Source organism: Nesterenkonia halobia (assembly GCF_039536005.1).
GTDB lineage: Bacteria > Actinomycetota > Actinomycetes > Actinomycetales > Micrococcaceae > Nesterenkonia > Nesterenkonia halobia.
Map to the genome: position 1 here is coordinate 117,904 of NZ_BAAAYG010000003.1, position 26,208 is coordinate 144,111.

Annotated in this window: 22 protein-coding genes; 4 read left to right on the plus strand and 18 right to left on the minus strand. The window is 72.7% G+C overall.

The window, feature by feature from the left end; translation table 11 throughout:
* Nucleotides 1-3: 3 nt before the first annotated feature.
* Both ABD652_RS03385 and ABD652_RS03390 read right to left on the minus strand, forming a co-directional pair.
* Complete coding sequence (locus ABD652_RS03385; RefSeq protein WP_344718184.1) at nucleotides 4-1,056, minus strand: LacI family DNA-binding transcriptional regulator; 1,053 nt, start codon at nucleotides 1,054-1,056, stop codon at nucleotides 4-6.
* A 198-nt stretch (nucleotides 1,057-1,254) separates the two neighbouring features.
* Nucleotides 1,255-2,712: a GntR family transcriptional regulator gene (locus ABD652_RS03390; RefSeq protein ID WP_344718186.1), complete on the minus strand. Its 1,458-nt coding sequence runs from the start codon at nucleotides 2,710-2,712 to the stop codon at nucleotides 1,255-1,257.
* 121 nt (nucleotides 2,713-2,833) lie between these two features.
* On the opposite strand from ABD652_RS03390, the gene ABD652_RS03395 reads away from it, so the two are divergent.
* A complete protein-coding gene (locus ABD652_RS03395; RefSeq protein ID WP_344718188.1) occupies nucleotides 2,834-6,415 on the plus strand; it encodes a bifunctional proline dehydrogenase/L-glutamate gamma-semialdehyde dehydrogenase in 3,582 nt (1,193 codons plus the stop codon).
* 10 nt (nucleotides 6,416-6,425) lie between these two features.
* Here ABD652_RS03395 and ABD652_RS03400 read toward each other — a convergent pair whose 3' ends face one another.
* The 5 genes from ABD652_RS03400 to ABD652_RS03420 form a co-directional block, all read right to left on the minus strand.
* Entirely contained in the window at nucleotides 6,426-6,815 is a 390-nt protein-coding gene (locus ABD652_RS03400) for a hypothetical protein (protein ID WP_344718190.1), read from the minus strand.
* A 103-nt stretch (nucleotides 6,816-6,918) separates the two neighbouring features.
* Entirely contained in the window at nucleotides 6,919-7,221 is a 303-nt protein-coding gene (locus ABD652_RS03405; protein WP_344719031.1) for a histone-like nucleoid-structuring protein Lsr2, read from the minus strand.
* 296 nt (nucleotides 7,222-7,517) lie between these two features.
* A complete protein-coding gene (locus ABD652_RS03410; RefSeq protein WP_344718192.1) occupies nucleotides 7,518-7,700 on the minus strand; it encodes a hypothetical protein in 183 nt (60 codons plus the stop codon).
* A gap of 13 nt (nucleotides 7,701-7,713) precedes the next feature.
* Nucleotides 7,714-9,243 carry a lysine--tRNA ligase gene (gene lysS, locus ABD652_RS03415; protein ID WP_344718194.1) on the minus strand — a complete coding sequence of 510 codons (1,530 nt, stop codon included), beginning with the start codon at nucleotides 9,241-9,243 and terminating at the stop codon, nucleotides 7,714-7,716.
* Nucleotides 9,244-9,254: 11 nt separating this feature from the next.
* On the minus strand, nucleotides 9,255-10,211 hold the full coding sequence (locus ABD652_RS03420; protein ID WP_344718196.1) for a GlxA family transcriptional regulator: 957 nt from the start codon (nucleotides 10,209-10,211) through the stop codon (nucleotides 9,255-9,257).
* Between the two features lie 129 nt (nucleotides 10,212-10,340).
* Between ABD652_RS03420 and ABD652_RS03425 the strand changes: the two genes are divergently transcribed.
* Nucleotides 10,341-10,973, plus strand: coding sequence for an isochorismatase family protein (locus ABD652_RS03425; protein ID WP_344718198.1), 633 nt, complete (start codon nucleotides 10,341-10,343; stop codon nucleotides 10,971-10,973).
* Between the two features lie 28 nt (nucleotides 10,974-11,001).
* On the opposite strand, the gene ABD652_RS03430 is transcribed toward ABD652_RS03425, so the two are convergent.
* The 10 genes from ABD652_RS03430 to ftsH all read right to left on the minus strand — a co-directional run bounded on the left by ABD652_RS03430 (nucleotide 11,002) and on the right by ftsH (nucleotide 22,742).
* On the minus strand, nucleotides 11,002-13,083 hold the full coding sequence (locus ABD652_RS03430; protein WP_344718200.1) for a M13 family metallopeptidase: 2,082 nt from the start codon (nucleotides 13,081-13,083) through the stop codon (nucleotides 11,002-11,004).
* 92 nt (nucleotides 13,084-13,175) lie between these two features.
* Nucleotides 13,176-14,189: a pantoate--beta-alanine ligase gene (gene panC / locus ABD652_RS03435; protein ID WP_344718203.1), complete on the minus strand. Its 1,014-nt coding sequence runs from the start codon at nucleotides 14,187-14,189 to the stop codon at nucleotides 13,176-13,178.
* Between the two features lie 28 nt (nucleotides 14,190-14,217).
* A complete protein-coding gene (locus tag ABD652_RS03440) occupies nucleotides 14,218-15,141 on the minus strand; it encodes a Rossmann-like and DUF2520 domain-containing protein (protein WP_344718205.1) in 924 nt (307 codons plus the stop codon).
* Between the two features lie 86 nt (nucleotides 15,142-15,227).
* Nucleotides 15,228-16,970 carry a PH domain-containing protein gene (locus ABD652_RS03445; protein ID WP_344718207.1) on the minus strand — a complete coding sequence of 581 codons (1,743 nt, stop codon included), beginning with the start codon at nucleotides 16,968-16,970 and terminating at the stop codon, nucleotides 15,228-15,230.
* 10 nt (nucleotides 16,971-16,980) lie between these two features.
* Complete coding sequence (locus ABD652_RS03450; RefSeq protein ID WP_344718209.1) at nucleotides 16,981-17,490, minus strand: PH domain-containing protein; 510 nt, start codon at nucleotides 17,488-17,490, stop codon at nucleotides 16,981-16,983.
* Nucleotides 17,471-18,076 (minus strand): DUF3180 domain-containing protein, encoded by a 606-nt coding sequence (locus tag ABD652_RS03455; protein ID WP_344718211.1) that lies wholly within the window; start codon nucleotides 18,074-18,076, stop codon nucleotides 17,471-17,473. The genes ABD652_RS03450 and ABD652_RS03455 overlap by 20 nt, the downstream gene beginning before the upstream one ends.
* A complete protein-coding gene (folK, locus tag ABD652_RS03460; RefSeq protein WP_344718214.1) occupies nucleotides 18,073-19,131 on the minus strand; it encodes a 2-amino-4-hydroxy-6-hydroxymethyldihydropteridine diphosphokinase in 1,059 nt (352 codons plus the stop codon). The genes ABD652_RS03455 and folK overlap by 4 nt, the downstream gene beginning before the upstream one ends.
* A 59-nt stretch (nucleotides 19,132-19,190) precedes the next feature.
* Complete coding sequence (folP, locus tag ABD652_RS03465) at nucleotides 19,191-20,111, minus strand: dihydropteroate synthase (protein ID WP_344718216.1); 921 nt, start codon at nucleotides 20,109-20,111, stop codon at nucleotides 19,191-19,193.
* 16 nt (nucleotides 20,112-20,127) lie between these two features.
* Nucleotides 20,128-20,700, minus strand: coding sequence for a GTP cyclohydrolase I FolE (gene folE, locus ABD652_RS03470; RefSeq protein ID WP_344718218.1), 573 nt, complete (start codon nucleotides 20,698-20,700; stop codon nucleotides 20,128-20,130).
* Nucleotides 20,697-22,742: an ATP-dependent zinc metalloprotease FtsH gene (gene ftsH, locus ABD652_RS03475; protein WP_344718220.1), complete on the minus strand. Its 2,046-nt coding sequence runs from the start codon at nucleotides 22,740-22,742 to the stop codon at nucleotides 20,697-20,699. The genes folE and ftsH overlap by 4 nt, the downstream gene beginning before the upstream one ends.
* Before the next feature lie 183 nt (nucleotides 22,743-22,925).
* On the opposite strand from ftsH, the gene ABD652_RS03480 reads away from it, so the two are divergent.
* Complete coding sequence (locus ABD652_RS03480; RefSeq protein WP_344718222.1) at nucleotides 22,926-23,633, plus strand: TetR/AcrR family transcriptional regulator; 708 nt, start codon at nucleotides 22,926-22,928, stop codon at nucleotides 23,631-23,633.
* 81 nt (nucleotides 23,634-23,714) lie between these two features.
* Complete coding sequence (locus tag ABD652_RS03485) at nucleotides 23,715-25,442, plus strand: MDR family MFS transporter (RefSeq protein WP_344718224.1); 1,728 nt, start codon at nucleotides 23,715-23,717, stop codon at nucleotides 25,440-25,442.
* 146 nt (nucleotides 25,443-25,588) lie between these two features.
* On the opposite strand, the gene hpt is transcribed toward ABD652_RS03485, so the two are convergent.
* Nucleotides 25,589-26,140 (minus strand): hypoxanthine phosphoribosyltransferase, encoded by a 552-nt coding sequence (gene hpt, locus ABD652_RS03490; RefSeq protein WP_344718226.1) that lies wholly within the window; start codon nucleotides 26,138-26,140, stop codon nucleotides 25,589-25,591.
* Nucleotides 26,141-26,208 lie beyond the last annotated feature (68 nt).

Consider the following 26,208-nt stretch of genomic DNA (forward strand, 5'->3'; position numbering starts at 1 on the left):
CGATCAGCGGGCGTCGGACGCGGGCCCTGGGGCGGACCGGCGGGTGGATCGGCGGCGGACGAGGCCGGCGTCGACGAGCTCGAGCCGCTCGCCGGGCGTCGCCGAGCCGTCGAGCAGCGCGAAGATCCGCTCGGTGGCCCGGCGCGAGACGTCGCGCGGCTGGGTGGAGACCGCCGTCAGCGGCACGGCCTGCTCCTCGGCCTCGGCCTCGGTGCACAGCGCGACGACGTCGACGTCGCCCCCGGTATGCATTCCCTGGGCGGCCAGCGCGCGCATGGCCGCCGGCACGGCGCTGGTGAGCACCACGCCGGTGCGCTCGCCGTCGCGGTGCAGACCCTGCTCGAGGGTCTCGAGGAAGCCGCCCTCGACGGGCGCGCGATGCCAGTCCACCGGCACCCGGTGCGCCGCGGCGGCCTCGTGGACCCCGCGCGAGAAGCGGTCGATGTAGTTGTAGCCCTGCGCGACCAGCTCGGCGCTCCAGCCGAGCACGCTGATCCGGCGATTGCCGAGGGCGACGAGCTCGTCGACCAGCAGGCGGCCGCCGGCGGCGAAGTCGAAGTCGATGCAGTCCAGCCCGGCGGGATCCTCGGGGACGCCGATGAACATCACCGGGAAGTCCAGGCCCCGGGCGGCCTCGGCGCGCTCGTCGTGGGAGGCGACCTGCATGACCAGGGCGGCGTCGCAGACCGAGCCGCCGGTCAGCCGGCGCAGCCCCTCGACCCCCTCCTCGGCGGTCACCAGCAGCACGTCGCTGCCGTGCTGGCGCGCGGCGACGACGAACTCCTCGACGAAGGCCATCAGCGACTGGGCGCCGACGGCGGAGACGAAGGGCATGACCACGGCGATGGTGCCGGTGCGGCTGCCGGCCAGCGATCGGGCACCGACGTGCGGCTGGTAGTCCAGCGCCGCCATCGCGTCCTCCACCCGGCGCAGCGTGTCGGCGGAGATCGAGCGCTTGCCCGACATCACGTAGGAGACGGTGCTCTGCGAGACCCCGGCCCGGCGCGCGACGTCCTTGCTCGTCGGGCCCCGGCGGGCCGTGCGGCTGCTCGCCATGCTGGTCACCTCGTACGTCGTCGGTCAGGGCGGGGCGCGGCCGGTCCCGGCCGCCCCTCGATCATGTCGCGTCGATCGTCTCGCATCGATCATGTCGCGCCGGACCGCCTGGCGGCATGCCGCAGACGGAATCGATACGCATCGACGCCCGGCGTCGACTGTGACTCTAGCCACACGCCGCCGACCGGCGCAACCCCGTCACCGACTCAGCCGGGCCCAGAGCTCGGCGTCGAAGGCCTCCGGGGCCAGCGCGGACATATGCCGCACTGCGTTGTCGAGCTTGGCCCGCCAGATCCGCACCGCATCCTCCGCCCGGCCCTCCAGCACGGCGGTCAACAGGCGTCGATCGTCGGCGACGATGCGCTCGGCGGCCGGGGTGTAGTCCAGCTGCAGCACGGAGATGAACATCCGCACCCGCAGCGTCAGCGCGTGGAAGCTGCGCGCCGACTGCTCCAGCCCGGAGGCGTCGGCCAGCTCCTGCTGGAACTGCAGATCGGCCCGTTCGACGTCGGCGCCGGAGCCCTGCCGGGCCGCGGCCTCCACAGCGCCGAGGGCCAGTCGGGCCGGCAGCATCCGGTGCCGCGGCCGGGCGGCGACGCCGCGGAGCAGCACCATGCCGACGTGCAGCCGGGCGGCGTAGAGGTCGACGACGTCGGCGCCGGTCACCGCCGGCACGCTGAACCCGCCGGCCGCGGAGTCCAGCAGGCCGTCGTCGGCCAGCCGCCGCATCGCGGTGCGCACAGTGGCCGCGCTCAGCCCCAGCGTCGCGGCCAGCGGCCCGGCGGTGATCCGATCACCGGGACGGTAGCCGGCGTTCATGATCTCGCGGCGCAGCGCGATGGCGATCTGCTCGGTGACCGAGAGCTCGCCGTGGGGCAGCCAGCGCCCGGCCGACCGACTCCGCTCCGGCGCCGAACCGGGCGCCGGATACTCGGGCACACTGAGGACTCCGAAGGCCTGATCTGAGTCAGAATATCGGTTGGAATCGTTGCCGGGATCCTCGCCGACCGCGGTCTCGCCCGGCGCCCGACGGGCGTCGCGCCGCCAGTCGACGCCGTGCAGTCCCCGGCCCACGCGCGCGGCGAGCAGCCCCAGCAGATCACCCGGGACCGCGTCCAGACTGGGAGCCGCGACGTCGAGCCCGGCGGCGACGGCGTCGAGGAACGCCTCCCAGTCCCGCCCCGGCGACCATTCGTGGACGAGACGCCCGGGGGCGACTCGCTCCCGCCCCGGCTCGGCGACCTCCTCCGATCCGCCGGCCCACTGACCGACCCCGGCCACGCGCAGCGCCGCCAGCAGGGCCGTCGCACGCCGGTCCGCGGCGGTGCGCTGAGCCGCCGGCGCCGGAGCCTCGGCGACGCCGAACACCACGCGGATCCGCGGGAAGGCGACCTGGAGCTCGACCAGCTCCAGCGGACCGGCGAGCCGCGGAGGCTCGGCGGGCTCCGCCCCGCGGCGCCGCAGCCGCCGGAACGCCCGGCTGACCACCGTCTGGCTGAGCCCGGTCAGCTCGGCGACGCGCCGGGTGGAGAACGCCCGCGTGCCCACCCGTGACCCCGCCGTGGCCAGCACGCTGGCCACCAGATCGTCGGCGGTGTCCTGGATCCGCGGCCGCCCCGCGCGACCGCCCGGCGCGCCATGCGTCTGCTGCGTCATGCCTCTATTCTGACTCAGAATCGTCGATATCCGGACCTCGTCGCTTCCCCGCGGCCGCACCTGCGGATCAGACTGTCTGTGAGACCCATCACCACCCGTCCAGACTTGCGAGGACAGCATCATGTCGACCGAGACCCCAGCACACGCGACCGCCGCGGACCGCCCCTCGCCCGAGGCCGTCGAGGCGGAGCTGAGCCGCCTCGGCGACGCCGCCGTGGACAAGGTCACCCACTGGCTGGAGACCGTCCGCGAGTCCGACGTCAAGCCGCACGCTTCGGCCGAGCGACTCTCCGCGGTGCTCTCCCACCCGCGCGGGCTGGACTTCACCGTCGGCTTCGTCGACCGGGTCATCCGCACCGAGGACACCCGGGCCGCGGCTCAGGCGCTCTCCGAGATCGGCGAGCTGGCTCCGGACACGCTCTCGGCGCTGGACCGCGCCCAGATCACGGCCGGCTCGGCGCTGGGCCGGATGCTGCCCGACGTCGTCGTCCCGGCCGCCCGCGCCCGGATGCGCTCGATGATCGGCCACATGGTCGTCGACGCGCGGGACAAGCAGCTCGGCAAGGCGGTGCAGACCCTCACCCGCGACGGCCACCGGCTGAACATCAACCTGCTCGGCGAGGCCGTGCTCGGCGAGGCCGAGGCCCAGAAGCACCTGGACGACACGCTGCGGCTGCTGCGCCGCGACGACGTCGACTACGTCTCCATCAAGGTCTCCTCGATCGCCTCGCAGCTGTCCATGTGGGGCTTCGAGCAGACGGTCGAGCACGTGGTCGAGCGCCTGGCGCCGATGTACCGCGAGGCCGCGCAGGCCCCGGCCGGATCCAAGTTCATCAACCTGGACATGGAGGAGTACCGCGACCTCCATCTGACCATGGAGGTCTTCAAGCGGCTGCTCTCCGACCCGGAGGTCCACGGGCTCGAGGCCGGCATCGTGCTGCAGGCGTACCTGCCCGACGCCCTGGGCGCGATGCAGGACCTGGCCGAGTTCGCCAACCGCCGGGCCGCCGAGGGCGGCGCGGGCATCAAGGTGCGTCTGGTCAAGGGCGCGAACCTCGCCCTGGAGACCGTCCACGCCGAGATCGCCGGCTGGCCCAGCGCGGTCTGCGACTCCAAGGAGGCCAGCGACGCGAACTACAAGCTGGTGCTGCACTGGCTGCTGACCCAGGAGCGGATGGCCGGCGTGCGCCTGGGCGTGGCCGGGCACAACCTCTTCGACATCGCCTTCGCCCACCTGCTCGGCGTCGAGCGCGGCGTCTCCGACCGCCTGGAGTTCGAGATGCTGCAGGGCATGGCCTCCGAGCAGGCCGAGGTCGTCAGCTCCGACGTCGGCCAGCTGCTGCTCTACGTGCCGGCGGTCCGGCCGGCCGAGTTCGACGTCGCCATCTCCTATCTGGTCCGCCGACTGGAGGAGAACGCCTCCAGCGAGAACTTCATGTCCGGGATCTTCGACCTCGAGCCCGGCAGCGAGGTCTTCCATCGCGAAGCCGACCGCTTCCGCTCCTCGCTGCGCACCCTGGGCGAGATCGTCGCCGCCGACGGGCACGAGGCGCCGGCCCCGCAGCACACCCAGGACCGCCGCGTCGACGAGGACCCGGAGACCGTCGACGACCTTCCCGACTACGCCGAGGGGATCCCGGCCTTCGCCAACGAGCCCGACACCGACCCCTCGCTGCCCGCCAATCAGGCCTGGGCCCGCGAGGCGATCGAGCGCGCGGCGCAGCCCGGCTGGCTCGAGGCCCAGTCCGTGCCCCGGCAGTTCGGCGCCGACGAGGTCGACGCGCTGACCGCCGAGGCGCGCGCCGCCGGCGAGGCATGGGCCGCCCGGCCGGCCGCCGAGCGGGCCGCCGTCCTCTACCGCGCCGCCGACCTGCTGGCCGCCCGGCGCGGGCACCTGATCTCGATCGCCGCCGCCGAGGTGGGCAAGTCCGTCGCCCAGTCCGACCCCGAGGTCTCCGAGGCGATCGACTTCGCCCGCTACTACGCCCACCGGGCGCTGGAGCTCGAGGAGGTCGAGCACGCCGAGTTCACGCCCGACCGGCTGGTGCTGGTGACCCCGCCGTGGAACTTCCCGCTGGCGATCCCGGCCGGCTCGACCTTCGCCGCGCTGGCCGCCGGCGCCGCGGTGATCCACAAGCCCTCCAAGCCGACTCCGCACTGCTCGACGGCGATCCTCGAGGCGCTCTGGGACGCCGGCGTGCCGGCCGAGGTGCTGCACGGCGTCTACCCGGACGAGCGGGAGGCCGGCCAGAAGCTGGTCAGCCACCCCGACGTCGACCGGGTCATCCTCACCGGCGCCTCGGAGACCGCGGCGATGTTCCGCTCCTGGAAGCCGGACCTGCAGATCAACGCGGAGACGTCGGGCAAGAACTCCCTGGTGGTCACCCCGGCCGCCGACCGCGACCTGGCGGTGCAGGATCTGGTGTACTCGGCCTTCGGCCACGCCGGGCAGAAGTGCTCGGCGGCCTCGCTGGGCATCCTGGTGGGCAGCGTGCACGACTCCGAGCGGTTCCGCCGCCAGCTGGTCGACGCGGCGTCGTCGATGATCGTCGACTGGCCCACCAACCTCTCGGCCGCTGTCGGCCCGCTGACCGAGCAGCCCAGCGAGAAGCTGCACCGGGCGCTGACCACGCTGGAGGAGGGCGAGTCCTGGCTGCTGGAGCCGCAGCCGCTCGACGACACCGGCAAGCTGTGGTCCCCGGGGATCAAGGAGGGCGTGAAGCCCGAATCCTTCTTCCACAAGACCGAGGTCTTCGGTCCGGTGCTCGGGCTGATGCGCGCGAAGGATCTGGACGAGGCCATCGCGCTGCAGAACGCGGTGGACTTCGGCCTCACCGGCGGGATCCACTCGCTGGAGCCGCAGGAGGTCCGCACCTGGCTGAATCGCGTGGAGGCGGGCAATGCCTACGTCAATCGCGGCATCACCGGCGCGATCGTCCAGCGGCAGTCCTTCGGCGGCTGGAAGCAGTCCTCGGTGGGGCTGGGGTCGAAGGCCGGAGGCCCGAACTACGTGATGCTCTTCGGCCGCTGGCACGACGCCGCCGAGCCGACCGCCGAGACCCCGACCGTCGCCGGCGGAGCGGTGGCGGCCGTGCTCGGCACCGTCGAGGACAAGGGCCTGCTGAACGAGGAGGACCTCGGCTGGCTGCGCACGGCCGTCGACGACGACGCTCGCTGGGTCTCCCGAGAGTTCGGCGTCGGGACCGACCGCACCGGTCTGGAGGCCGAGGCCAACGTCTTCCGCTACTGGCCGGAGCCGGGGCTGCTGCGCGTGGCCTCCGACGCCGAGGCGCGGGACGTCGCGCGCACAGTGGCCGCGGCGGCCGCCGTCGGGGCCGAGGTCGCGGTCTCCCGGGACCCGAAGGTCGCCAAGGACGTGAAGAAGCTGCTCAAGGGGCTGGCCGGCGAGCTGGGGCTGACGGTCCGCCGCGAGGACGACGAGGCCTTCGCCGCGGCACTGGCCGCCGGGACGCATGACACCGGCGTCGGCGTGCGGGTGCGCGTGCTGGGCACACTGGGCGCCGCCGTGCGCGAGCAGCTGGCCCCGCGTCCGGAGGTCGCTCTGCTCGACGACGCGGTCACCGGCTCCGGCCGCGTGGAGCTGCGGTACTGGACGAAGGAGCAGGCGGTGTCGATGACGCTGCACCGCTTCGGCAATCCGAGCCCGGCCTTCCACGAGCTGGCCGCCGAGCTGCGCGACTGATCAGCGGGACTCAGCCGCGGCCGCGGGGGGCCTCTCCCGAGTCTCCCCCGGCCGCGCCGCTGCGCGTGGTCAGCACCACCGGCACCACGACCCCGCCCAGGGCGACGGCGCTGAGCAGCGCGGCCGCGGCGGGCTGACCCATCGCCCAGCGGGCGACGAGTCCGGCCAGCACGAGCACCACCACGGCGGCGAGCACCCAGGCGCCGCCGGGGAGACGCTCGAGCTTCTCGCGCTGACCCGGCGCCTGGTGCAGATACAGCCCCAGGGCGAGGCAGGCCAGCGGCAGCACGACGCCGACGAGGGTCGAGCCGCCGGCCAGCGCCTCGGCGCCGGCGCCGAGCCCGCCGACGATCAGGGCGAGCAGCCAGGCGGAGGCAGGGGTGATCAGCGGTCCGGACATGGGACCAGCCTATCGGCCGCACACACGACTCGGCCCGGCCCGCAGCGGATGCGGGCCGGGCCGAGTCGGTCGAAGCACCCTCAGGCGCGGGAAGAGAGCCTGCTCAGCGCTTCTTCGCGTTGCGGTAGGCCTCGACGATGTCGCGATGCAGGCGGCCGCGGCTGGAGACCTGATAGCCGTTCTTGATCGCCCATTCGCGAATCTTCTTGGCCTCATTCTGCGGGGACGGCGGCGCGACGGCCCGCCCCTTGCGAATGTACTTCTTCAGCAGGTCACGCAGTTCCTTCGCGTGCTCCTCGCTGAGGTCGATCTCGTAGAAGCGGGAGTCCAGACCGAAGGTCACAGTCTCCTTCGCCTCGCTGCCGTCCAGGTCATCGACCAGCACGACCTCCACCTTCTGGGCCATAGCCACCTCACTGCTCCATTCCTGCCCGACGGGATCCGCGGCGGACCCCCGGTGGCAGTCGACGTCATTCGGGCACCCTCTGCGGCTCGCCGCGGACGACGGGCCTCCGTCGGCGGCACCCGCTGCTGGTGCCTCCGCGCCGGAAGACACGAAGGCAGGATGAAGCCAGTGTTTCAAGAAACTACATTCTGCGTCAACTGAAGGGATCTCAGCTGACCGCCTGGTTTTCCGCCCGAGAAACAGCGAAGCTGGGTGAATACTGAACGTCGAGAACCGACGTGGGAAGCTGATCCAGGTCAGCGCGCCGAATCATCCGACGACGGCGCGGAATCCTCGTCGCGCGACTCCCGCCGCACTTCGGCCTCCGCGGCGCGCTCGCCCCGGTCGGCGCGGAAGATCGCCCGCATGGCCAGCCAGAAGATCAGGCCGACGCCGACCGACGGCGCCAGCACGCTGAGGTAGATCCAGAGGTCGTCCATCGTGGCTCCTGCCTCACTCCCCCGCGCTCTCGGGCTTGAGCAGCGGGAAGAGGATCGTCTCGCGGATGCCGGCGCCGGTGAAGAGCATGACCAGCCGGTCGATGCCCAGCCCGATGCCGCCCATGGGCGGGGCGCCGTACTCCAGCGCCCGGAGGAAGTCCTCGTCGTGCTGCATGGCCTCGTCGTCGCCGCCGGCGGCCAGCCGGGCCTGCTCCACCAGCCGCTCGCGCTGGACGACCGGGTCGATCAGCTCGGAGAAGGCCGTGCCGCGCTCCATGCCGGCGATGATCAGGTCCCAGGCCTCGATGACGCCGGGCTTCGAGCGGTGGGCGCGGGCCAGCGGCTGGGCCGCCGGCGGGTAGTCGCAGACGAAGGTCGGCTGCAGCAGCGTCGGCTCGACGATCTCGCCGAAGAGCTCGATGACCAGCTTCTGCGCGTCCCAGGCCGGGTCGACCTTCACCGCGTGCTCGGCGGCGACCTCGCGCAGGGTCGCGGCGTCTGTCTCCGGCGTGATCTCGCGGCCCACAGCCTCGGAGAGTCCGGGGTAGACCCCCAGCCAGCGCCACTCGCCGTCCAGGTCGACAGTGCCCATCTCCGTCTCGAGCTGCCGGCCGGAGCCCACGGCGTCGGCGGCGTTCAGGATGATCTCCTGCATCCGGTCGGCCATGCCGTACATGTCCGACCAGGCCTCATAGGACTCCAGCGTGGTGAACTCCGGCGAGTGGGTGGAGTCCACTCCTTCGTTGCGGAAGACCCGGCCGATCTCGAAGACCCGGTCGACGCCGCCGACGACGGCGCGCTTCAGATACAGCTCGGTGGCGATGCGCAGTGTCATGTCCTGATCGAAGGCGTTCAGGTGCGTGCGGAACGGACGGGCCTGCGCACCGCCGTGGATGAGATTGAGCATCGGCGTCTCGACCTCCACGTAGCCGTCGCCGTGGAGCGTGTCGCGGATCGACCGGGTGATCGCCGCGCGCTGGTAGACCATCCGTCGCGCGTCGTCGCGGACGATCAGGTCGGCATAGCGCTGTCGGACCCGGGTCTCCTCGTTGAGGTCGGCATGCAGCACCGGCAGCGGGCGGATCGCCTTGGAGGCGACCTGGAAGGAGGTGGCCATCACCGAGAGCTCGCCGCGGCGGGAGGTGATGACCTCGCCGGTGACCTGCACGTGGTCGCCGAGGTCGACCATCTGCTTCCACTCGGCCAGCGCCTCCTCGCCCACGGCGGCCAGCGAGAGCATCGCCTGCAGCCGGGTGCCGCTCCCCTCGGGACCGCCCTCCTGCAGCGTGGCGAAGCAGAGCTTGCCGGTGTTCCGCCCGAAGATCACCCGCCCGGTGACCGAGACGGTCTCGCCGGTGGAGGCGTCGGGGCCGAGCTCCTCGGCGTCGAAGCGCTCGCGCACCGCCGCCAGCGAGCTGGTCCGCTCCACGGTCACCGGATACGGCGCGACGCCGGCGGCCAGCAGCCGCTCGCGCTTGTCCATGCGGACCGCGCGCTGGTCGTTGGTGTCGAGATCACTGGGGGCGGGGTTCTGAGCACTCACAGGAGCCCATTCTACGGCCCGTCGATGAGGCCGGCGAAGCGCCGACGGTAAGACGTCGGCGTCGTCGAACAGCGGGCCACGAAGTTCTGCCGGAAGGTCACCGCGCTGGCGAATCCGCAGGTCCGCGCGACGCGCTCGACGCTCCAGTCGGTGACCTCCAGCAGCCGGCATGCCTCGTCGAGCCGGCGGGCGAGCACCCAGCGGGCGGGGCTGGCCCCCACTTCCTGCCGGAACCGCCGGCTGAACTGCCGCGGACTCATGCGTGATCGCGCGGCGAGCTCCTCCACGGACAGATCCTCGTCGAGGTGTGCCAGCGCCCAGCTCGCCGTGCGGCCGATCGGCCCGTCGCCGGGCGCAGGAATCGGCCGGTGGATGTACTGGGCCTGATCGCCGTCGCGGTGCGGGGCGATGACCAGGTGCCGCGCGACCGTCGACGCCGCCGCCGCGCCCAGACGCTCCCGGACCAGGTGCAGGCAGGCGTCCAGGGCCGAGGCCGTGCCGGCCGATGTCAGCACATCACCGTGATCGACGTAGAGGGCGTCGTCCCGCACGTCGACCGCCGGGAACTCCTCGGCGAAGCGATCCGCGGCCGCCCAATGGGTCGCCGCCGTCCGACCGTCCAGGACCCCGGAGGCCGCCACGGGGAAGGCGCCGAGACAGAGTCCCACGACGGTCGCACCCCGCGCGTGGGCGGCTCGGATCTCCGCGAGCATCCACTCCTCCGGCTCCGGCAGGTCCGTCGGCCAGGAAGGCAGGATCAGCATGTCGGCGGCCTCGACGATCCCGGGGTCGACGAGCCCGTCGAGGAGCACCCCCTCAGCGGACCGCACAGGCGAACCATCGGCGCTGAAGACCGTGCAGGACCAGTCTTCGTCCAGCCCCTGGCGACCGACCTCGCCGAAGGTCAGCAGCGGCGCGGAGAGGTGGAACGTCGTGATCCCGTCGAAGGCGCGGACGGCGATGCGCATGGATGTCCTGATCTCATCGAAGGGGTGCCTGTCTGCCACTCACGCTACCGCCTCGAGCCGACGATCCTGGAGGGGAGCGGCCGCCCGGGCGGCCGCGACGCACACCGGACGCGATCCAGGAGGAATCCCATGAGCACCCCGCGCCGCGCCGTCATCGTCATCGACGCGCAGAACGAGTATTTCCAGGGCCCGCTGGCGGTCCACCACCCGCCCCGCGACGCCTCGCTGGCGACCATCGTCCGGGTGATGGACCACGCCCGCGACGCCGACCTGCCGGTGCTCACCGTCCAGCACGAGCTCCCCGAGGGGTCCCCGGTCTTCGCCCGCGGCTCCGAGGGCTGGCAGCTCCACCCGGAGGTGGCCCGCCGCGTCGACGACGCGCAGAAGCATGTGACCAAGTCGCTGGGCAGCGTGTTCACCGCCGACGGCGTGACCGCGTGGCTGCGCGATCAGCAGATCGACACGATCACCCTGGTCGGCTACATGACCAACAACTGCGTGCTCGCCACCGCCGCGGCCGCCGAGCCGCTGGGGCTGAGCGTCGAGGTCCTCTCCGACGCCACCGGCGCGATCCATCTGGCCAACGACGCCGGCGCCGTCTCGGCCCAGCAGGTCCACGAGACGCTGATGGTGCTGCTGCAGTCGAACTGGGCCGCCGTCGCCGACGCCGACGCCTGGGCCGCCGCACTGGAGGGTCGGCAGACCCTTCCGCGCGGCGACCTCGGCAGCTCGGCCGTGCAGGGCGCCGCCGCGCGGCCCTGACCGACCGGGCCCGCCGGAGGGGTGCGGCTCACCAGATCGCGACGCGCTCCTCGGCGGGCAGATGCATCCCGTCGCCGGCGGTCGTGCCGAAGGCCTCGTGGAAGGCGTCGAGGTTCTTCGGCACCTGGTTCGCGCGGATCTCGGCCGGAGAGTGCGGGTCGATGCTGATCAGCGTCACCGCCCGCTCCGGCCGGGTGAGGTTCCGCCAGGCCTGGGCCCAGGAGAAGAAGAACAGCTGGTCGGCGATCCGCGACTCCTCGCCGTCGGCCGGCTCCGGCACCGCCTCGGCGCCGGCGACCAGCCGCCGGCCCTCCTGGGCGGCGCGCTCGGCGTCGGCCAGCTCCTCGCGCCACAGCCGGTACGCCTGGTGCGCGATGCCCAGCCCGCCGAGGTCGCCGATGTTCTCGCCGAGGGTCAGCTCGCCGTTGACGGTGTGCTCCGGCGCGGCCGACGGTGAGAGCGCGGAGTACTGCTCGACCAGCGCGGCGGTGCGCTGCTCGAAGGCCTCGCGGTCGCCCTCGGTCCACCAGTCGGTCAGCGAGCCGTCGGCGCCGTAGCGCGAGCCCTGGTCGTCGAAGCCGTGGCCGATCTCATGGCCGATCACCGCGCCGATCGCCCCGAAGTTCGCCGCCATCGGCCGCTGCGGGTCGAAGAACGGCGGCTGCAGGATCGCCGCCGGGAAGCAGATCACGTTCTCCATCGGGTGGTAGTAGGCGTTCACCGTCTGCGGCGTCATGTGCCACTCGTCGGGGTCCGGGCCGTCGACGATCTTCGCCGCGTCGCGGTCCCACTCTGCGGCCGCGGCCCGACGGACGTTGCCGACGACGTCGTCCGGCTCGACGGCGACGTCGCCGTAGTCGATCCAGCGCTCCGGCCGGCCGACCATCGGCCGGAAGGTGCCCAGCTTCTCCAGCGCCTTCTGCCGGGTCTCCTCGCCCATCCACTCCAGCGTGGAGATCGAGCGGCGGTAGGCGGCGACCAGCGCGTCGATGAGCTCGTCCATCGCCACCTTCGACTCGGCCGGGTAGTGCCGGGCGACGTAGAGCCGGGCGACGTCCTCGCCCAGATGCGCGTTGGTCAGCGCGACGCCGCGCTTCCAGCGCTCCTTGAGCTGCTGGGCGCCGGAGAGCACCTGCGCGTAGAAGGAGAAGTGCTCCTCGACCATCGCGGAGTGCAGCAGCGGGGCGGCCCAGCGCAGCAGCTGGGCGCGCAGCCAGAGCTTCCAGTGCGCCAGCGGCTGCTCGGTCAGCGCGGTCTGCATCGCATCGAGCACGTCGGGCTGGGCGAGCACCAGCTCGGCGGTCTTCTCCGCGTCCAGGCCCCAGCCGTCGAGCGCCTCGGCCAGCAGCGGCATCGCCTCCACCGCCTCCTCGCGGCTGCGCAGGTTGTAGCGCTTCTGCGCGTCCCGGGTGGTCACCCGGTCCCAGTGGTGGGAGGCGATCTCCGTCTCCAGCGCGACGACGTCGGCGGCGGCCTGCTCGGCGTCCCGGACGCCGGAGAGCGCCAGGAGGCGCCCCAGGTGCTCGCGGTACTGCGTCAGGATCTCGGCGAAGGACTCGTCGCGGTAGTAGGACTCGTCGGGCAGTCCGAGGCCGTCCTGCATGACGTGCCAGAGCATCCGGGCGGGGTCGCCGGCGTCGCGCAGCGCACCGGCGGCGAAGAGCCCGTCGACGCCGAACCGCTGCCAGCTCGCCGAGAGGCGCACCAGCTCCGCCGGCGTCGCGACGGCCTGGAGCTCGGCGAGCATGTCGGCGATCGGGTCCAGTCCCCGCCGCTCGGCGGCCTCGGCGTCCATGAAGGCGGCGTAGAAGTCGCCGATGCGCGCCCGGATCGCCGCCGTCTCCTCGGCGTCGGCGGCGTCGGCGAGCTCCGCGCCCTCCGCGTCGCCCGTGGTGCCGGCGGCGGCCTCCTCGAGGATGGCGCGCACATCGGCCTCGGACTTGTCGCGCAGCTCCAGGAAGGAGCCGTAGGCGTCCAGGTCCGCGGGGATCTCCGCAGTCTTCAGCCATCCGCCGTTGACGTGGCGCTGCAGGTCGTCCTGCGGACGGACCTCGGGGGCGCGGTGCGGGAAGGGGGTGCTCGCCGTGTCGGCGGAGGCGGTGTCGGTCACGTCCGGCTCCTTGCTCTCGGGAGGGGCTCAGCGGGGGCGCGCAGTGCTGCGCGGGGTGTTCTTCATCATGTCTTTCACATGTGGAGACGATCCTACTCGTCGACCGCGGCCGCCGCGCCGGGCGCAGGCCGCAGCGTCATCGTATCGATCAGCCGCACCGGGCCGACGTGCGCGGCGACCAGCGCCAGCGCCTCGCGGTCCAGCACGCCGTCGCCCGCGCCGTCGCTCCCATCGCCGTCCGGCGCGGAGAGCTCCAGCGGGCGCAGCGTCGTCGGGTCGACGACCTCCAGATAGTCCGGCTCCACTCCCGCGGCGGCGGCCAGCTCGCGGCGCACCGCGGCGACGGCGAGCGGCTCGCCGGCCGCCGCCCGCTCGGCGAGCGTGCGCAGCGCCGCCGAGAGCCGCAGCGCCGCCGGCCGGTCCTCGGCGGACAGCCGCTGATTCCGGCTGGAGAGGGCGAGGCCGTCGGCGTCGCGGACCACCGGCACCGCCCGGACGTCGACGGCGAGGCTCAGGTCGAGGACGAGCCGCCGGATGATCGCCAGCTGTTCGGCGTCCTTGGCGCCGAACCAGGCGGTCAGCCGCCCCGGCGCGGGCGGGGCGACGATGCTGAACAGCTTGGTGACCACGGTGACCACGCCGTCGAAGTGTCCGGGGCGGGAGGCGCCCTCGAAGCGGCCGCCGAGCTCGCCGGCGGTGACGCGGATCAGCGGCGCGTCCGGGTAGCCGGGATACATCTCCTCGACCTCCGGGGCGAAGACCAGGTCGACGCCGTGCTCGCCGAGCAGCGCGACGTCGGCCTGAAGCGTCCGCGGGTAGCGGCGGTAGTCGTCCTCGTCGTCGAACTGCAGCGGATTGACGAAGAGCGAGGCGACGACGATGTCGGCGGACTCCCGGGCGGCGTCGAGCAGGGCGGCGTGCCCGTCGTGCAGCGCGCCCATCGTGGGCACCAGCGCGACGGTCGGGGCGGCGGATGCGGCGCCGGCGTCGGGGCCGGAGCCGGAGTCGGGGCCGTCCCCGGAGTCCGCCGCCTCCCGGACGGAGACGGCCGCGGCGAGCGCGGCGCGGAAGCCGGCGACGGTGGTCAGAACCTCTGGAGTGCTCACGCGGTGATCCTATGACGAGCCGGGGCGCTCAGGCCTGCTCGCCGTCCAGCGCCCGGAGGATCGCGGCGGCGCGCTCCTCGGACAGCAGCCCGCGCGCCGCGGCGCGCTGCGCAGTCGCCCGGGCCATGGAGACATAGGCGGTGCGCACGTCCTCGGGCAGCTCGGAGGCCTCCAGCAGCCGGATGTGCTCGGTCACCGTGCCGACGTCGCCGCGGGCCACCGGGCCGGTCAGCGCGCCCTCGCCGGAGGAGAGCGCATTGTCCAGCGAGGCCTGCATCAGCGGTCCCAGCACGCGGTCGGGGCGCTCGACGCCGATGCCCGAGAGCATCTCGGCGGCCTGCCCGGTGATGGTGTTCAGGTGGTTCGCCGCATGCGTCAACGCCGCGTGGTACGTGCCGCGGTCGCCCTCGGCGACGACGACCGGCTCGCCGCCCATCTCCACGGCCAGCGCCTGGGCGATGGGCAGCACCGGCGCCGGGGCGGTGACGGCGAAGGCGCAGGCGCTCAGCCGCTGCAGATCCATGCTCAGCCCGGTGAAGGTCATCGCCGGGTGGATCGCCAGCCCGATCGCGCCGGACTGCGCGGCCGGGGCCAGCACCTCGGTGCCCCAGCGGCCCGAGGTGTGCACCAGCAGCTGGCCGGTCTGGATGTGGCCGGCGTCGACGGCGCCGGCGACGACGTCGGAGAGCACGTCGTCGGGCACCGCCAGCAGCACCAGCTCGCTGCGTCGCAGGATCTCCGGGATCTCGAGGATCGGGACGTCGTCGAGCAGCGACTCCGCGCGGGTCCGGGAATCCTCGGAGACGGCGTGGACGCCGACCACCTGGTGGCCGGCCGCGCGCAGCGCCGCGCCGAGCACGGCGCCGACCTTCCCGGCGGAGATGACGCCGACGCCGAGCCGGCCCTCGCGTCGCGACGGGTCGGCCTGGTCCGGATGGGGCTGGGCATGCATGGGGGTCTCGGACCTCCTGGGAGGGGACGGGGACGGAGCGGGGCGGCCGCGCGGGACGCGGGACCCGGGACGGCACGGGCTGCGCCTCAGACGGCTGAGTCCTGCCGCACCATCTTCTCGAACTCGTGCAGCTCATCGGGCCCCATCCACTGCTCGCGGTCACGGAGCCGGCGCGCGACGGCGGCCTGCCGGGACTCGTGCTCGAAGAAGCCGTGGACGTCGTCGAGCCGCTGGTTCTCCAGCCGTGCCTGGAACGGGCCGGCCGGCGAGTGCAGCCGCAGCGTGGCCAGGCCGGCGAGCCGCTGCACCGGACCCTGCTGGATGCTCAGCGACTGGATCCGCTCGTGCGGGACCAGGGTCAGTCGTCGGGCCAGCCGCCCGTCGCGGGCCAGCAGAGCCGCAGGCGTGGCCGTCCCGCCGCGCCGGCGCCGCACGACCGGATCCAGCCAGCGTGCCGCGGGAGGTCCGGCGGTGAACGCGCCGTCGTCGCCGACGCCGGTGAGGCCCTCGTCGATCAGCGCGGCCGGATCGGCGACCTGCAGATCGGGGAACATCTCGGCGACCACGGCCAGCACGTCGTCGCGGGTGCCCACCGGCAGCAGCACCGACCGCTGCTCTCCGGATCCGTAGCCGGCGACGACGACCATGATCCGGGCCCAGCCGAAGGGCCGCCAGAGCAGCGGCCGGTGGATCTGGATCGCCTGCACCCGGCCCGGCGGCACCGTCTGCGTGGTGGTCTCCAGCAGCCCGTAGCGCAGCTTCAGCCCGGCGGAGGTCATCGTGGCGGTGAAGCGGAAGCCGGTGCTGAACTGCTGGTAATAGGTGGTGGCCACCGCGATGGCCATCGGGATGGCCGCGGGGAGGACCCCGGCCCCGAGGACGCCGAGGGACGCGCCGATCTGGCCGCGCACGTCGTCGAGGCCGAGCACCAGAGCAGTGACCAGACCGACCGCGCCGAAGACGCCGCCGGCGAGGATCAGGATCAGCAGCAGGACCGTCCCCCAGCCGGTGAGCACCGAGCCGATGAGCCGACCGGTGGGCACCTGGACGATCTGCCGGTCCTCGACCTCCGGGAGCTCCTGCGGCGCCGCCGAGCCGGACCCGGCGTCCGCGGAGGCGTCCGGCGCGCCGGCGCCGGGCTCCCCCGCCGTCGACCGGCCGCCGGCGTCGGCGTCGCCGGACTGCTCGGCGTCGTCGGACCATTCGGCGGCCGGTCCGGCGGGCCGGTCGCGCGCCGTCGTCCGGCCGGAGGCGCGGTCCATGATCTCAGTGCGCATCTGCTCGGCCGCGGAGCGGGTGAGGAATGCCAGCGTCGCCGCGGTGCCGTCGCCCTCGGCGACTTCGAACTTCAGCTCGGCCAGCCCGGTCAGGCGCGCGAGCAGCGGCTGGCGCAGGTCGACGGCCTGCACCCGGTCGATGCGCGCCTGACGATGCTGGCGGACGAAGATGCCGGACTTCACCATCACGTGCTCGTCGGTGATCTTGTACCGGGTGAACCACCAGGACAGCGCGAAGCCGCCGAAGATGAGCAGGATCAGCAGCAGCACGCCGCCGACGACGGCCAGGGCGATCATCGGATGGCGATCGGCGGCCTCGGTGAGCTCGCCGGAGCGCAGCGCCTCCCAGAGGTCGGTGATCGTCTCCCAGTTCGAGGAGAGGGCGATGAAGGGGATCGCCACCAGGGCCAGCCAGCCGCGCACCACCGGGCTGAGCGGATGGACTCTGGTCCAGGTGCTGTCGAACCACGGCTCGCCCGCGGTCGAGCTCTCCGCCGCCGCGGCGTGCTCCGGAGTCTCGGAATGCGGAGAAGGGTCGGAGTGCTGACTCATCGCCGGGCCCTCACAGACCCGCCAGGCGCGCCTGGCCGCGGGCGGGGAGCTCCTCGCGCAGGCGGGCGCCCTCGTCGCGGTGCGGGCCCGGGATCGTCGCGTCGGTGCCGGCCGAGGCGGTCTTGAGCTCCACAGTGCAGAGCTGGAAGTGCCGCATGATCGGGCCGGATTCGATGTCGACGTACTGCAGCCGTCCGTAGGGGACGGCGACCACGCGCTGGAAGAGCAGCCCGCGGCGGATGAGCAGGTCGTCGTCGCGCTCGTGGTAGCCGATGGCCCGCACGCGGCGCGGGATGAGCAGCAGGTCGGCGACCATCCAGACCACCAGCACCGCCAGCACGGTGACCTCCAGCCAGGTGGGCACGCTGATCACCCCGAGGAGGTCCAGCACCACCGGCGTCAGCACGATCAGCAGCGTGATCGCCCAGCCGACCGCCGCGGTGAGCAGCCGGACGGTGATGTATCGCTCGTCGACCCGGGTCCAGGTCACACCGGCCGGGTCAATGGGTTCCGCGGGCATACCCCTCCTCTGGTCTGGAGCCGTCGGGCCCCTCGTCCGTCCCGTCGGCGCTCGCTGCGGCGGCGGAGCCCCGGTCCGGCGGGATCCGGCAGAGCTGCTCCACCACGAACCCTATGATGACCCAGATCATCCCGCCGATGATCAGCATCAGGGATGAACTCACCCGCGGGGCTCCGAGTCCGGCCGTCATCCCCAGGTAGGTGGCGACGCCGACGTGCCAGCCGGCGATCAGCGCCCCCGCGTAGGCACAGGCCTGACCGGCGGCGACGACGCGGACGGCGTCGAGCGGATGCACCGTCCGGCTCGGCCGCGGCGCGTCCTCCCCGCGCCGCGGCGGGGTCTCGGGGTGCTCGCGCTCGGCCCGGCGGCGGCGCTCGGCCTCCTGCTCGAGGCGCCGCTGGTCGCGTCGGACGGCGATCCCCAGACCCAGCACCACGCAGCCGACGCCGCCGAGGGTGATGAGCGACGACGGCGGCAGCGCCGGTGAGCTGACGCCGCGGCCGGCCAGCACGGCGGTGGTCGGCAGCGCCGAGGCCGCCGCGACGACGGCGATGACCAGCAGCCAGAGCGGGCGCAGGCGGGTCACGAGGACCGGCCTCTCCCGCCGGCCGGGCCGCCGCCGGCGTCGTCGGCGTGACCGGCGTCGTCGAGCCGCTCCACGCCGTCGTCGTCGGCCGCCGCGGCGGCGAGCTCGCGGACCGGCACGCCGTCGAGCAGCGCGACGGGATCCAGCCAGGACCAGGGGCGCAGCACGAATGCACGCTCATGCGCCCGCGGGTGCGGGACCTGCAGCCGCGGCGAGTCGATGTGCGCGCCGGCGTAGGTGATGACGTCGACGTCGAGGGTGCGCGGGCCCCAGCGGACCTCGCGGGTGCGGTGATGCTCGGCCTCGATCCGCTGGGCGACGTCGAGCAGCCCGTGCGGCGAGAGCGTGGTGGTCACCGCGACGACCTGGTTGAGGAAGTCCGGCTGACCCTCGGGTCCGCCGACGGGGCGGGTGCGGGCCCGCGGGGAGGCGGCGGCGACCTCGACGCCCTCGGCGGCGGCCAGCGCGTCGACGGCGGCCGCCAGCGTCGCGCCGGAGTCGCCGAGGTTCGAGCCCAGCGCGAGCACGGCGTCGACGGCGAAGGAGGCCGGCAGGTCGGGGTCGCGCAGCACGGCGTCGGCCGGCGCCGAGCCGGTGGCGCCGCCGGCACGGGCGGTCTGGTCGGCCGCACCGGACTCGTCGGTCCCGGTGACGTCGTCCGGCCCTGCGGCCGCGCTCAGGCCGACGTCGGCGCGGTCCCGCGAGACCACCACGGCGACGTCGTCGAAGCGCTGGGTCAGCGGGGCCTCGGGCTTGTGCACGGTGATCTCGACGCGGGCGATCCGGCGGTCGACGGCCAGCACCGCGCCGGCCAGCCGATGGGCCAGCGTCTCGATCAGCGCCAGCGGCTCGCCGGCGATCAGCGCCTCGATCCGCTCGGCGACGGCCGAATAGTCGACGGTGTCGGCCAGCTCGTCGCTGCGGCCGGCCGCGCGCAGGTCGACATGCAGCTCGGCGTCGACGCGGAAGGGCTGGCCGTCGCGGGTCTCGTGGGCGAGGACCCCGTGGTGGCCGACGGCGGCGATGCCGGTGAGGCGGATCCTGTCGCTGCGCATGCCTCCAGCTTCCCCCATTCCGCCGCGATCCTGAAGCCGCCCGGCCGTCATGCGGCGGGTCAGCAGGAGTGCAGCGCCTCGACGACGCGGACCGCGTCGCGATGGGGCTCGACCTCGTGCACCCGCACCGCCCAGGCGCCGGCGTCGGCGGCCAGCGTGGTCAGCGCCGCAGTGGCGACGTCCCGGCCCTCGGCCGGGCGGCGGGTCCCGTCGGCATCGGCCAGCACCGCCCCCAGGAAGCCCTTGCGGGAGGCGCCCAGCAGCACCGGATGCGCCGACTCGGCGATGAGCTGCGGCAGGGCGCGCAGCACCGCCCAGTTCTGCTCCTCGGTCTTGGCGAAGCCCACGCCCGGGTCGACGATGATCTGCTCGTCGGCCACGCCGGCGGCGCGATGGCGGCCGACGATCTCGGCCAGCTCGGCGCGGACGTCGGCGACGACGTCGACGTAGTCGGCGCGCTCCTGCATGGTCTGCGCGTCGCCGCGGTTGTGCATGACCACGATGCCCGCGCCGGATGCGGCGATCACGGCGGGCATCTCCGCCTCGGTGAGCAGTCCGGACACGTCGTTGATCACCAGTCGCTCCGGGGTGATCACGCCGTCGAGACCCGCGGCGCGGCGTCCGCGGCGGGCGGCGTCGATCGCCGCGGCGGCGGTGGCGGCGTGCCGGGTGTCGACGGACAGCGAAACCGCCGCCGCGGCCAGCTGCTCGACCACCGGCAGGATGCGCTCCTGCTCGATCTCAGGCTCCAGCAGCTCCGCGCCGGGGCGGGTGGATTCGCCGCCGACGTCGACGATGTCGGCTCCCGCCGCGTGCAGAGCCAGACCGCGGCGCACGGCGGCGTCGTGGTCGGTCCCGGCCGGTGCGGCGGGGCGGTCGCCGCCGTCGTCCGCGGCGTCGACGAAACGACCGCCGTCGGAGAAGGAGTCCGGGGTGACGTTGAGGATGGCCATCACCCGGGTGCGCTGCTGGACGATCATGGGATGCTCCGGAGGATCACTGGCTGCTGTGCAGGATGAGGCTCATCGCCTCGGAGCGCGTCGCGGCGTCGCGCAGCTGCCCACGGACCGCCGAGGTGATCGTCTTCGCGCCCGGCTTCGAGACGCCGCGCATCGACATGCACAGGTGCTCGGCCTCGACGACGACGATCGCCCCGGTCGGGTCCAGATGCTCGACCAGCGCGTCGACCACCTGGGTGGTCAGCACCTCCTGCACCTGCGGGCGCTTGGCGTAGATCTCCACCAGCCGGGCGAGCTTGCTCAGCCCGGTGACCCGCCCCTCGGCGGGGATGTAGCCGATGTGCGCCCGCCCGAAGAACGGCACCAGGTGGTGCTCGCACATCGAGTAGAACGGCACGTCGCGGACGAGCACCAGCTCTTCATGGCCGATGTCGAAGGTGGTCTCCAGCAGCTCGGCCGGGTCCTCGTGCAGACCCCGGAAGGCCTCCTCATAGGCGCGGGCCACGCGGGCGGGGGTGTCCTTCAGGCCCTCCCGCCCCGGGTCCTCGCCGACGGCCACCAGGATCTCGGTGATCGCGGCCTCGATGCGCGGCAGATCGACCTGGCTCATCGGCCCTCCCCTTCGGACGAGCCGGCGTCGCGCACGGCCTTCTGATCGGCGTCGACGCCCGCGTCGCCGGCCGGGCCGGCCGCCTCCCCGGGCTCGGCGCCGATGAACTCGCCGTCGTCGGGATCCGCGGCGTCGGGCTGCGTGGTGGAACGGACGATGATCGGCCGCTCCGCGGAGGACTCCCAGATCTCGCGGCGGGGCCGCTTGACCACGTCGGAGAAGATCTCGGCGACCTCGTGGGCGTTCAGCGTCTCGACGCGCAGCAGTTCTTCGGCCAGCCGCTCGAGGACGTGCTTGTTGTCCACCACCGCCTGGTAGGCCTCGTCATGGGCCTCCTCGATGAGGCCGCGGACCTCGGCGTCGACCACGGAGGCCGTCTCCTCGGAGTATTCGCGGCCGGAGGCCATCTCCTTGCCCAGGAAGGGGCTGGAGTCCTCGGAGCCGAGCTTCACCGAGCCGACCTTCGAGCTCATGCCGTACTCGGTGACCATCTTCCGGGCGATCTCGGTGGCCTTCTGGATGTCGTTGGCCGCCCCGGTGGAGGGGTCGTGGAAGATGATCTCCTCGGCCACGCGGCCGCCCATCGCGTAGGCGATCTGGTCGAGCAGCTCGTTGCGGGTGGTCGAGTACTTGTCGTCCTCGGGGATGACCATCGTGTAGCCCAGCGCGCGGCCGCGCGGCAGGATGGTGATCTTGGTGACCGGCGCCGAGTAGTTCATCGCCGCGGCGACCAGCGCGTGGCCGCCCTCGTGGTAGGCGGTCACCCGGCGCTCGTGGTCCTTCATCAGCCGAGTGCGCTTCTGCGGGCCGGCCATCACGCGGTCGATGGCCTCGTCGACGGCGCGGTCGTCGATCAGGTCAGCGTTGGAGCGGGCGGTCAGCAGCGCGGCCTCGTTGAGCACGTTGGCCAGGTCGGCACCGGTGTAGCCCGGGGTCTTGCGCGCGATCGAGTCCAGGTCCAGGTCCTCGACCATGGGCTTGCCCTCGCCGTGGACGCGCAGGATCTCGCGGCGGCCGGCGAAGTCGGGGGCCTCCACCGGGATCTGCCGGTCGAAGCGGCCCGGACGCAGCAGCGCCGGGTCCAGCACGTCGGGCCGGTTGGTGGCGGCGATGACGATGATGTTCGCCTCCGACTGGAAGCCGTCCATCTCCACCAGCAGCTGGTTCAGCGTCTGCTCGCGCTCGTCGTTGCCGCCGCCGACGCCGGCGCCGCGCTGGCGGCCGACGGCGTCGATCTCGTCGACGAAGATGATCGCCGGGGCGTTCTCCTTGGCCTGCTTGAACAGGTCGCGCACACGCGAGGCGCCGACGCCGACGAACATCTCGACGAAGTCGGATCCGGAGATCGAGTAGAAGGCGCCGCCGGCCTCGCCGGCCACCGCCTTGGCCAGCAGCGTCTTGCCGGTGCCGGGCGGGCCGTAGAGCATCACGCCCTTGGGGATCTTCGCGCCCAGCCGCTGGAACTTCTGCGGCTCGGCGAGGAACTCCTTGATCTCGTGGAGCTCCTCGACAGCCTCGTCGGCGCCGGCGACGTTGCCGAAGGTCACGTCCGGCATGTCCTTGTCGAACTTCCGCGCCTTGGAGCGGCCGAACTGCATGACCTTGGAGTTGCCGCCGGACATGCGGCTGATCAGGAAGATGAACAGCAGCGCGATGAGCAGGAAGGGGATCATGAAGCCCAGCAGGTTCATGAACCAGTTCGACTGCTCCGGCTGGTCGGTGTAGCCCTCCATGTCGGCGTCGGCGATCGCCTGGACCACCGACTCGGCGCGCGCCTCGGAGTAGGTGAAGTGGACGTTCTCGCCCAGCTCCTCGCCGTCCTGGGTATAGGGCTCCTTCAGATGCAGGTCGACGCGATGGTCGGCGTCGTCGACCTGAGCCTCCTCGACCTCGCCGTCGGCGATCAGCTGCATCCCCACGTCGGTGTCCACACGCGGACCGGACTGGCCCGTGGAGAAGAGCATGGGCACGACGAGCAGCAGGGCGGCCACTGCCAGCAGGATCCAGAACAGCGGACCGGTGACAATCTTCTTGAAGTTCATGCAGCTCCGTCAGACGCGCAGGGATGTACCTGAAGGACAACGGTACTAGCCGCTCCGGGGATCAGCACCTGAGCCGCGACGACGTTCGCGCCAGGTGGAACCGGGCGGCGGGAGCCCTCGGGAGGCGAAGCTCACCCCGCTCATCGATTGCACCCTTCCGCTGATAGTGCAAAACTGCACTCTATGAACGATGGTGCACGCAACGAGGACTCCGGCGGCGGACTCCGCGCCCGCCGACGCGAGGCCACCTACGCCGCGCTGACGGCCGAGGCGCGCCGGCTCACCGCCGAACGGACCCTGTCCGGCTTCACCGTCGAGGAGATCGCCGACGCCGTCGGCGTCTCCCGCCGCACTGTCTTCAACTACTTCCAGACCAAGGAGGACGCGGTGCTCGGAGTGCGCGACGAGGACCTGCTCGCCGAGCACCGAGAGGCGTTCCTGGACACCGCCGACCGGCAGGACCTCCCCGGAGCCCTGCGGGACCTCGTGCTGGCGACGTTCGACGCCATGGAGCATGTGCCCACCGACGGCGAGGAGCTGATCGAGCTCATGCACGGCGAGCCGGCGCTGCTGCGGCGGATGGACCGGCTCCATGCCGACCGCCACCGGCAGCTGGCCGCGCTCATCGCCGAGCGCGAGGGGCTCGACGCCGAGGACGCCTTCGCCGCCACCGCCGCCGGACTGGTCGGGCATCTGGTGATGTCGACGATGCGCGAGCTCGCCGAGGAGCCGCTCCGACCGGCCGACGCCGACCCGGCCGACCCGGTCGACTCAGCCGGCGCCGCCGGCGCTCCGAGCGGACTGGGCGGACCGGCTGAGGCTCCGTCCCGCGCGCGGCTGCGGCAGCTGCTCGCCGCACGCTTCGAGCACGCGCGCCGGCTGTTCGGCTGACCCGCCGCGGCAGCCCTCCGGCTTCCGCTCGCCCCGCCCCTCCTTCCCGCTCCTCACTCCTGCTTCCCCGAAGGACCCGCCTTGACCACGACCACTGCTGAGCGCGCGCCCCGCCGGCCGCGCCCCGGCCGCGACGGCCAGCCGCTGGTGCTGACCCAGCGCCGCATCTGGATCATCTTCTCCGCGCTGGTCTCCGGCATGCTGCTGGCCAGCCTCGACCAGACCATCGTCTCCACCGCGATGCCGACGATCGTCGGCGAGCTCGGCGGCGTCGAGCACCAGGCCTGGATCACCACCGCCTATCTGCTGGCGACGACGATCGTCATGCCCGTCTACGGCAAGTTCGGCGACGTGCTGGGCCGGCGGAACCTCTTCCTCATCGCCATCGGGCTGTTCACGCTGGCGTCGATCGGCTGCGCCGTCGCCGACGGCTTCTGGGTCTTCGTCTTCTTCCGCGCCATGCAGGGCCTGGGCGGCGGCGGACTGATGATCCTCTCGCAGGCGATCATCGCCGACATCGTCCCGGCCAGCGAGCGCGGCAAGTACATGGGCCCCATCGGCGGCATCTTCGGCCTCTCCGCCGTCGCCGGCCCGCTGTTGGGCGGCTTCTTCGTCGACCACATGACCTGGCAGTGGGCGTTCTACATCAACATCCCGATCGGCGTCGCGGCCTTCGCGATCGCCTGGTTCGCGCTGACGCTGCCGAGCAAGAAGGCCGAGCGGCGGATCGACGTGCTCGGCGTCGTGCTGCTCTCCGCGGCGACGACCTGCCTGATCTTCTTCTCCGAGTTCGGCGGCAACACCGACCACGGCTGGGACGCTCCGGAGACCTGGGCCTGGGGCGCGGGGCTGCTCGTGACGGCCGCCGCCTTCGTGCTCACCGAGGCCCGGGTCGAGGACCCGATCATCCCGCTGGGCCTCTTCCGCAGCCCGATCTTCCTCAACGCCACCGCCATCGGCTTCACCCTGGGGCTGGGGATGTTCTCCGCCCTGGCGTTCATGCCGACCTTCCTGCAGATGGCCTCGGGCACCTCGGCCGCCGAGTCGGGGCTGCTGATGCTGCCGATGATGGCCGGGATGATGACCACCTCGATCTGGTCGGGACTGCGGATCACCAAGACCGGGACCTATAAACGCTTCCCGATCGCCGGCACCGTGCTGACGATCGCGGCGATGGTCCTGTTCACCACGCTCTCGGCCCAGACGCCGGTGTGGCTGATCTGCGGCTTCCTGCTGCTGCTCGGCGCCGGGCTGGGACTGATCATGCAGGTGGTGGTGCTCGTGGTGCAGAACTCGGTGCCCGCCGCACAGGTCGGCACCGCGACGAGCACCAACAACTACTTCCGCGAGGCCGGCGCGGCCCTGGGCGTGGCGGTCTTCGGCGCGATGTTCACCAACCGGCTCTCGGAGAACCTCGAGGACGTCTTCAGCTCCGCCGGCGCCTCCCCCGAGGCGGCCGCCGAGGCCTCGGCCACCCTGGACCCGCAGACGATGGACCAGCTGCCGCAGGCGCTGCGCGACGGCATCGTCGGCGCCTACGCGGACTCGCTGGCCCCAGTGTTCTGGTACCTGGTCCCGTTCCTGGTCCTGGCGTTCGTGCTGGCGCTGATCCTCAAGCAGATCCCGCTGTCGGACACGGCCGGCATGGTCGCCCGCGGCGAGGCGCTGGCCGCCGACGACCCGGCCGCGCAGGAGGTCGACGGCGAGGGCTCGACGCCGGAGGGCTCGACGTCGGAGGGCTCGACGTCGGCGCGCTCGGAGGCGGAGGCGATCGGCGAGGACGAGCCGGCGCCGTCGCCCCGCCCCTGAAGGCGCAGAAGATCCCCGAGTCTTCGCAGAATCACGGTGTTGCACCACGGTGATCCTGCGAAGACTCGGGGATCGCGGGAGGCCGACTCGGCCGGAGCCTCGGGGCTCGGCGTCGGACGCCCACCCCGGCCCCGGCCGGCCTCAGCTCACTGGTAGATGTGCGGGGCGAGGATGCCGATGCAGTCGAGGTTGCGGTACTTCTCGGCGAAGTCGAGGCCGTAGCCGACGACGAACTTGTTCGGGATGTCCATGCCGACGTACTTCACGTCGATGTCCACCTTCACCGCGTCGGGCTTGCGCAGCAGCGTGCAGATCTCCACCGAGGCCGGGCCGCGGGACTCCAGGTTGGCCTTCAGCCAGGACAGCGTCAGCCCCGAGTCGATGATGTCCTCGGCGATGAGCACGTGGCGGCCCATCAGGTCGGCGTCGAGGTCCTTCAGGATGCGGACGACGCCGGAGGACTTGGTGCCCGAGCCGTAGGAGGAGACGGCCATCCAGTCCATGGTCACGTGGCTGGTCAGCGCGCGGGACAGGTCGGCCATGACCATGCACGCGCCCTTCAGCACGCCGACCAGCAGGACGTCCTCGCCTTCGTAGTCCCGATCGATCTGCGCGGCCATGTCCTGCAGCCGCGCGTCGATCTCCTCCTTGGTGTAGAGGACCTCGGTCAGATCTTCGGTGACATCCTGGGCATGCATGAGTGCTGATGCGCTCCTCGGTCTGGGAGACGGCGGGGATTCCGCCGGTGCGGCAGTAGGTTCATGCG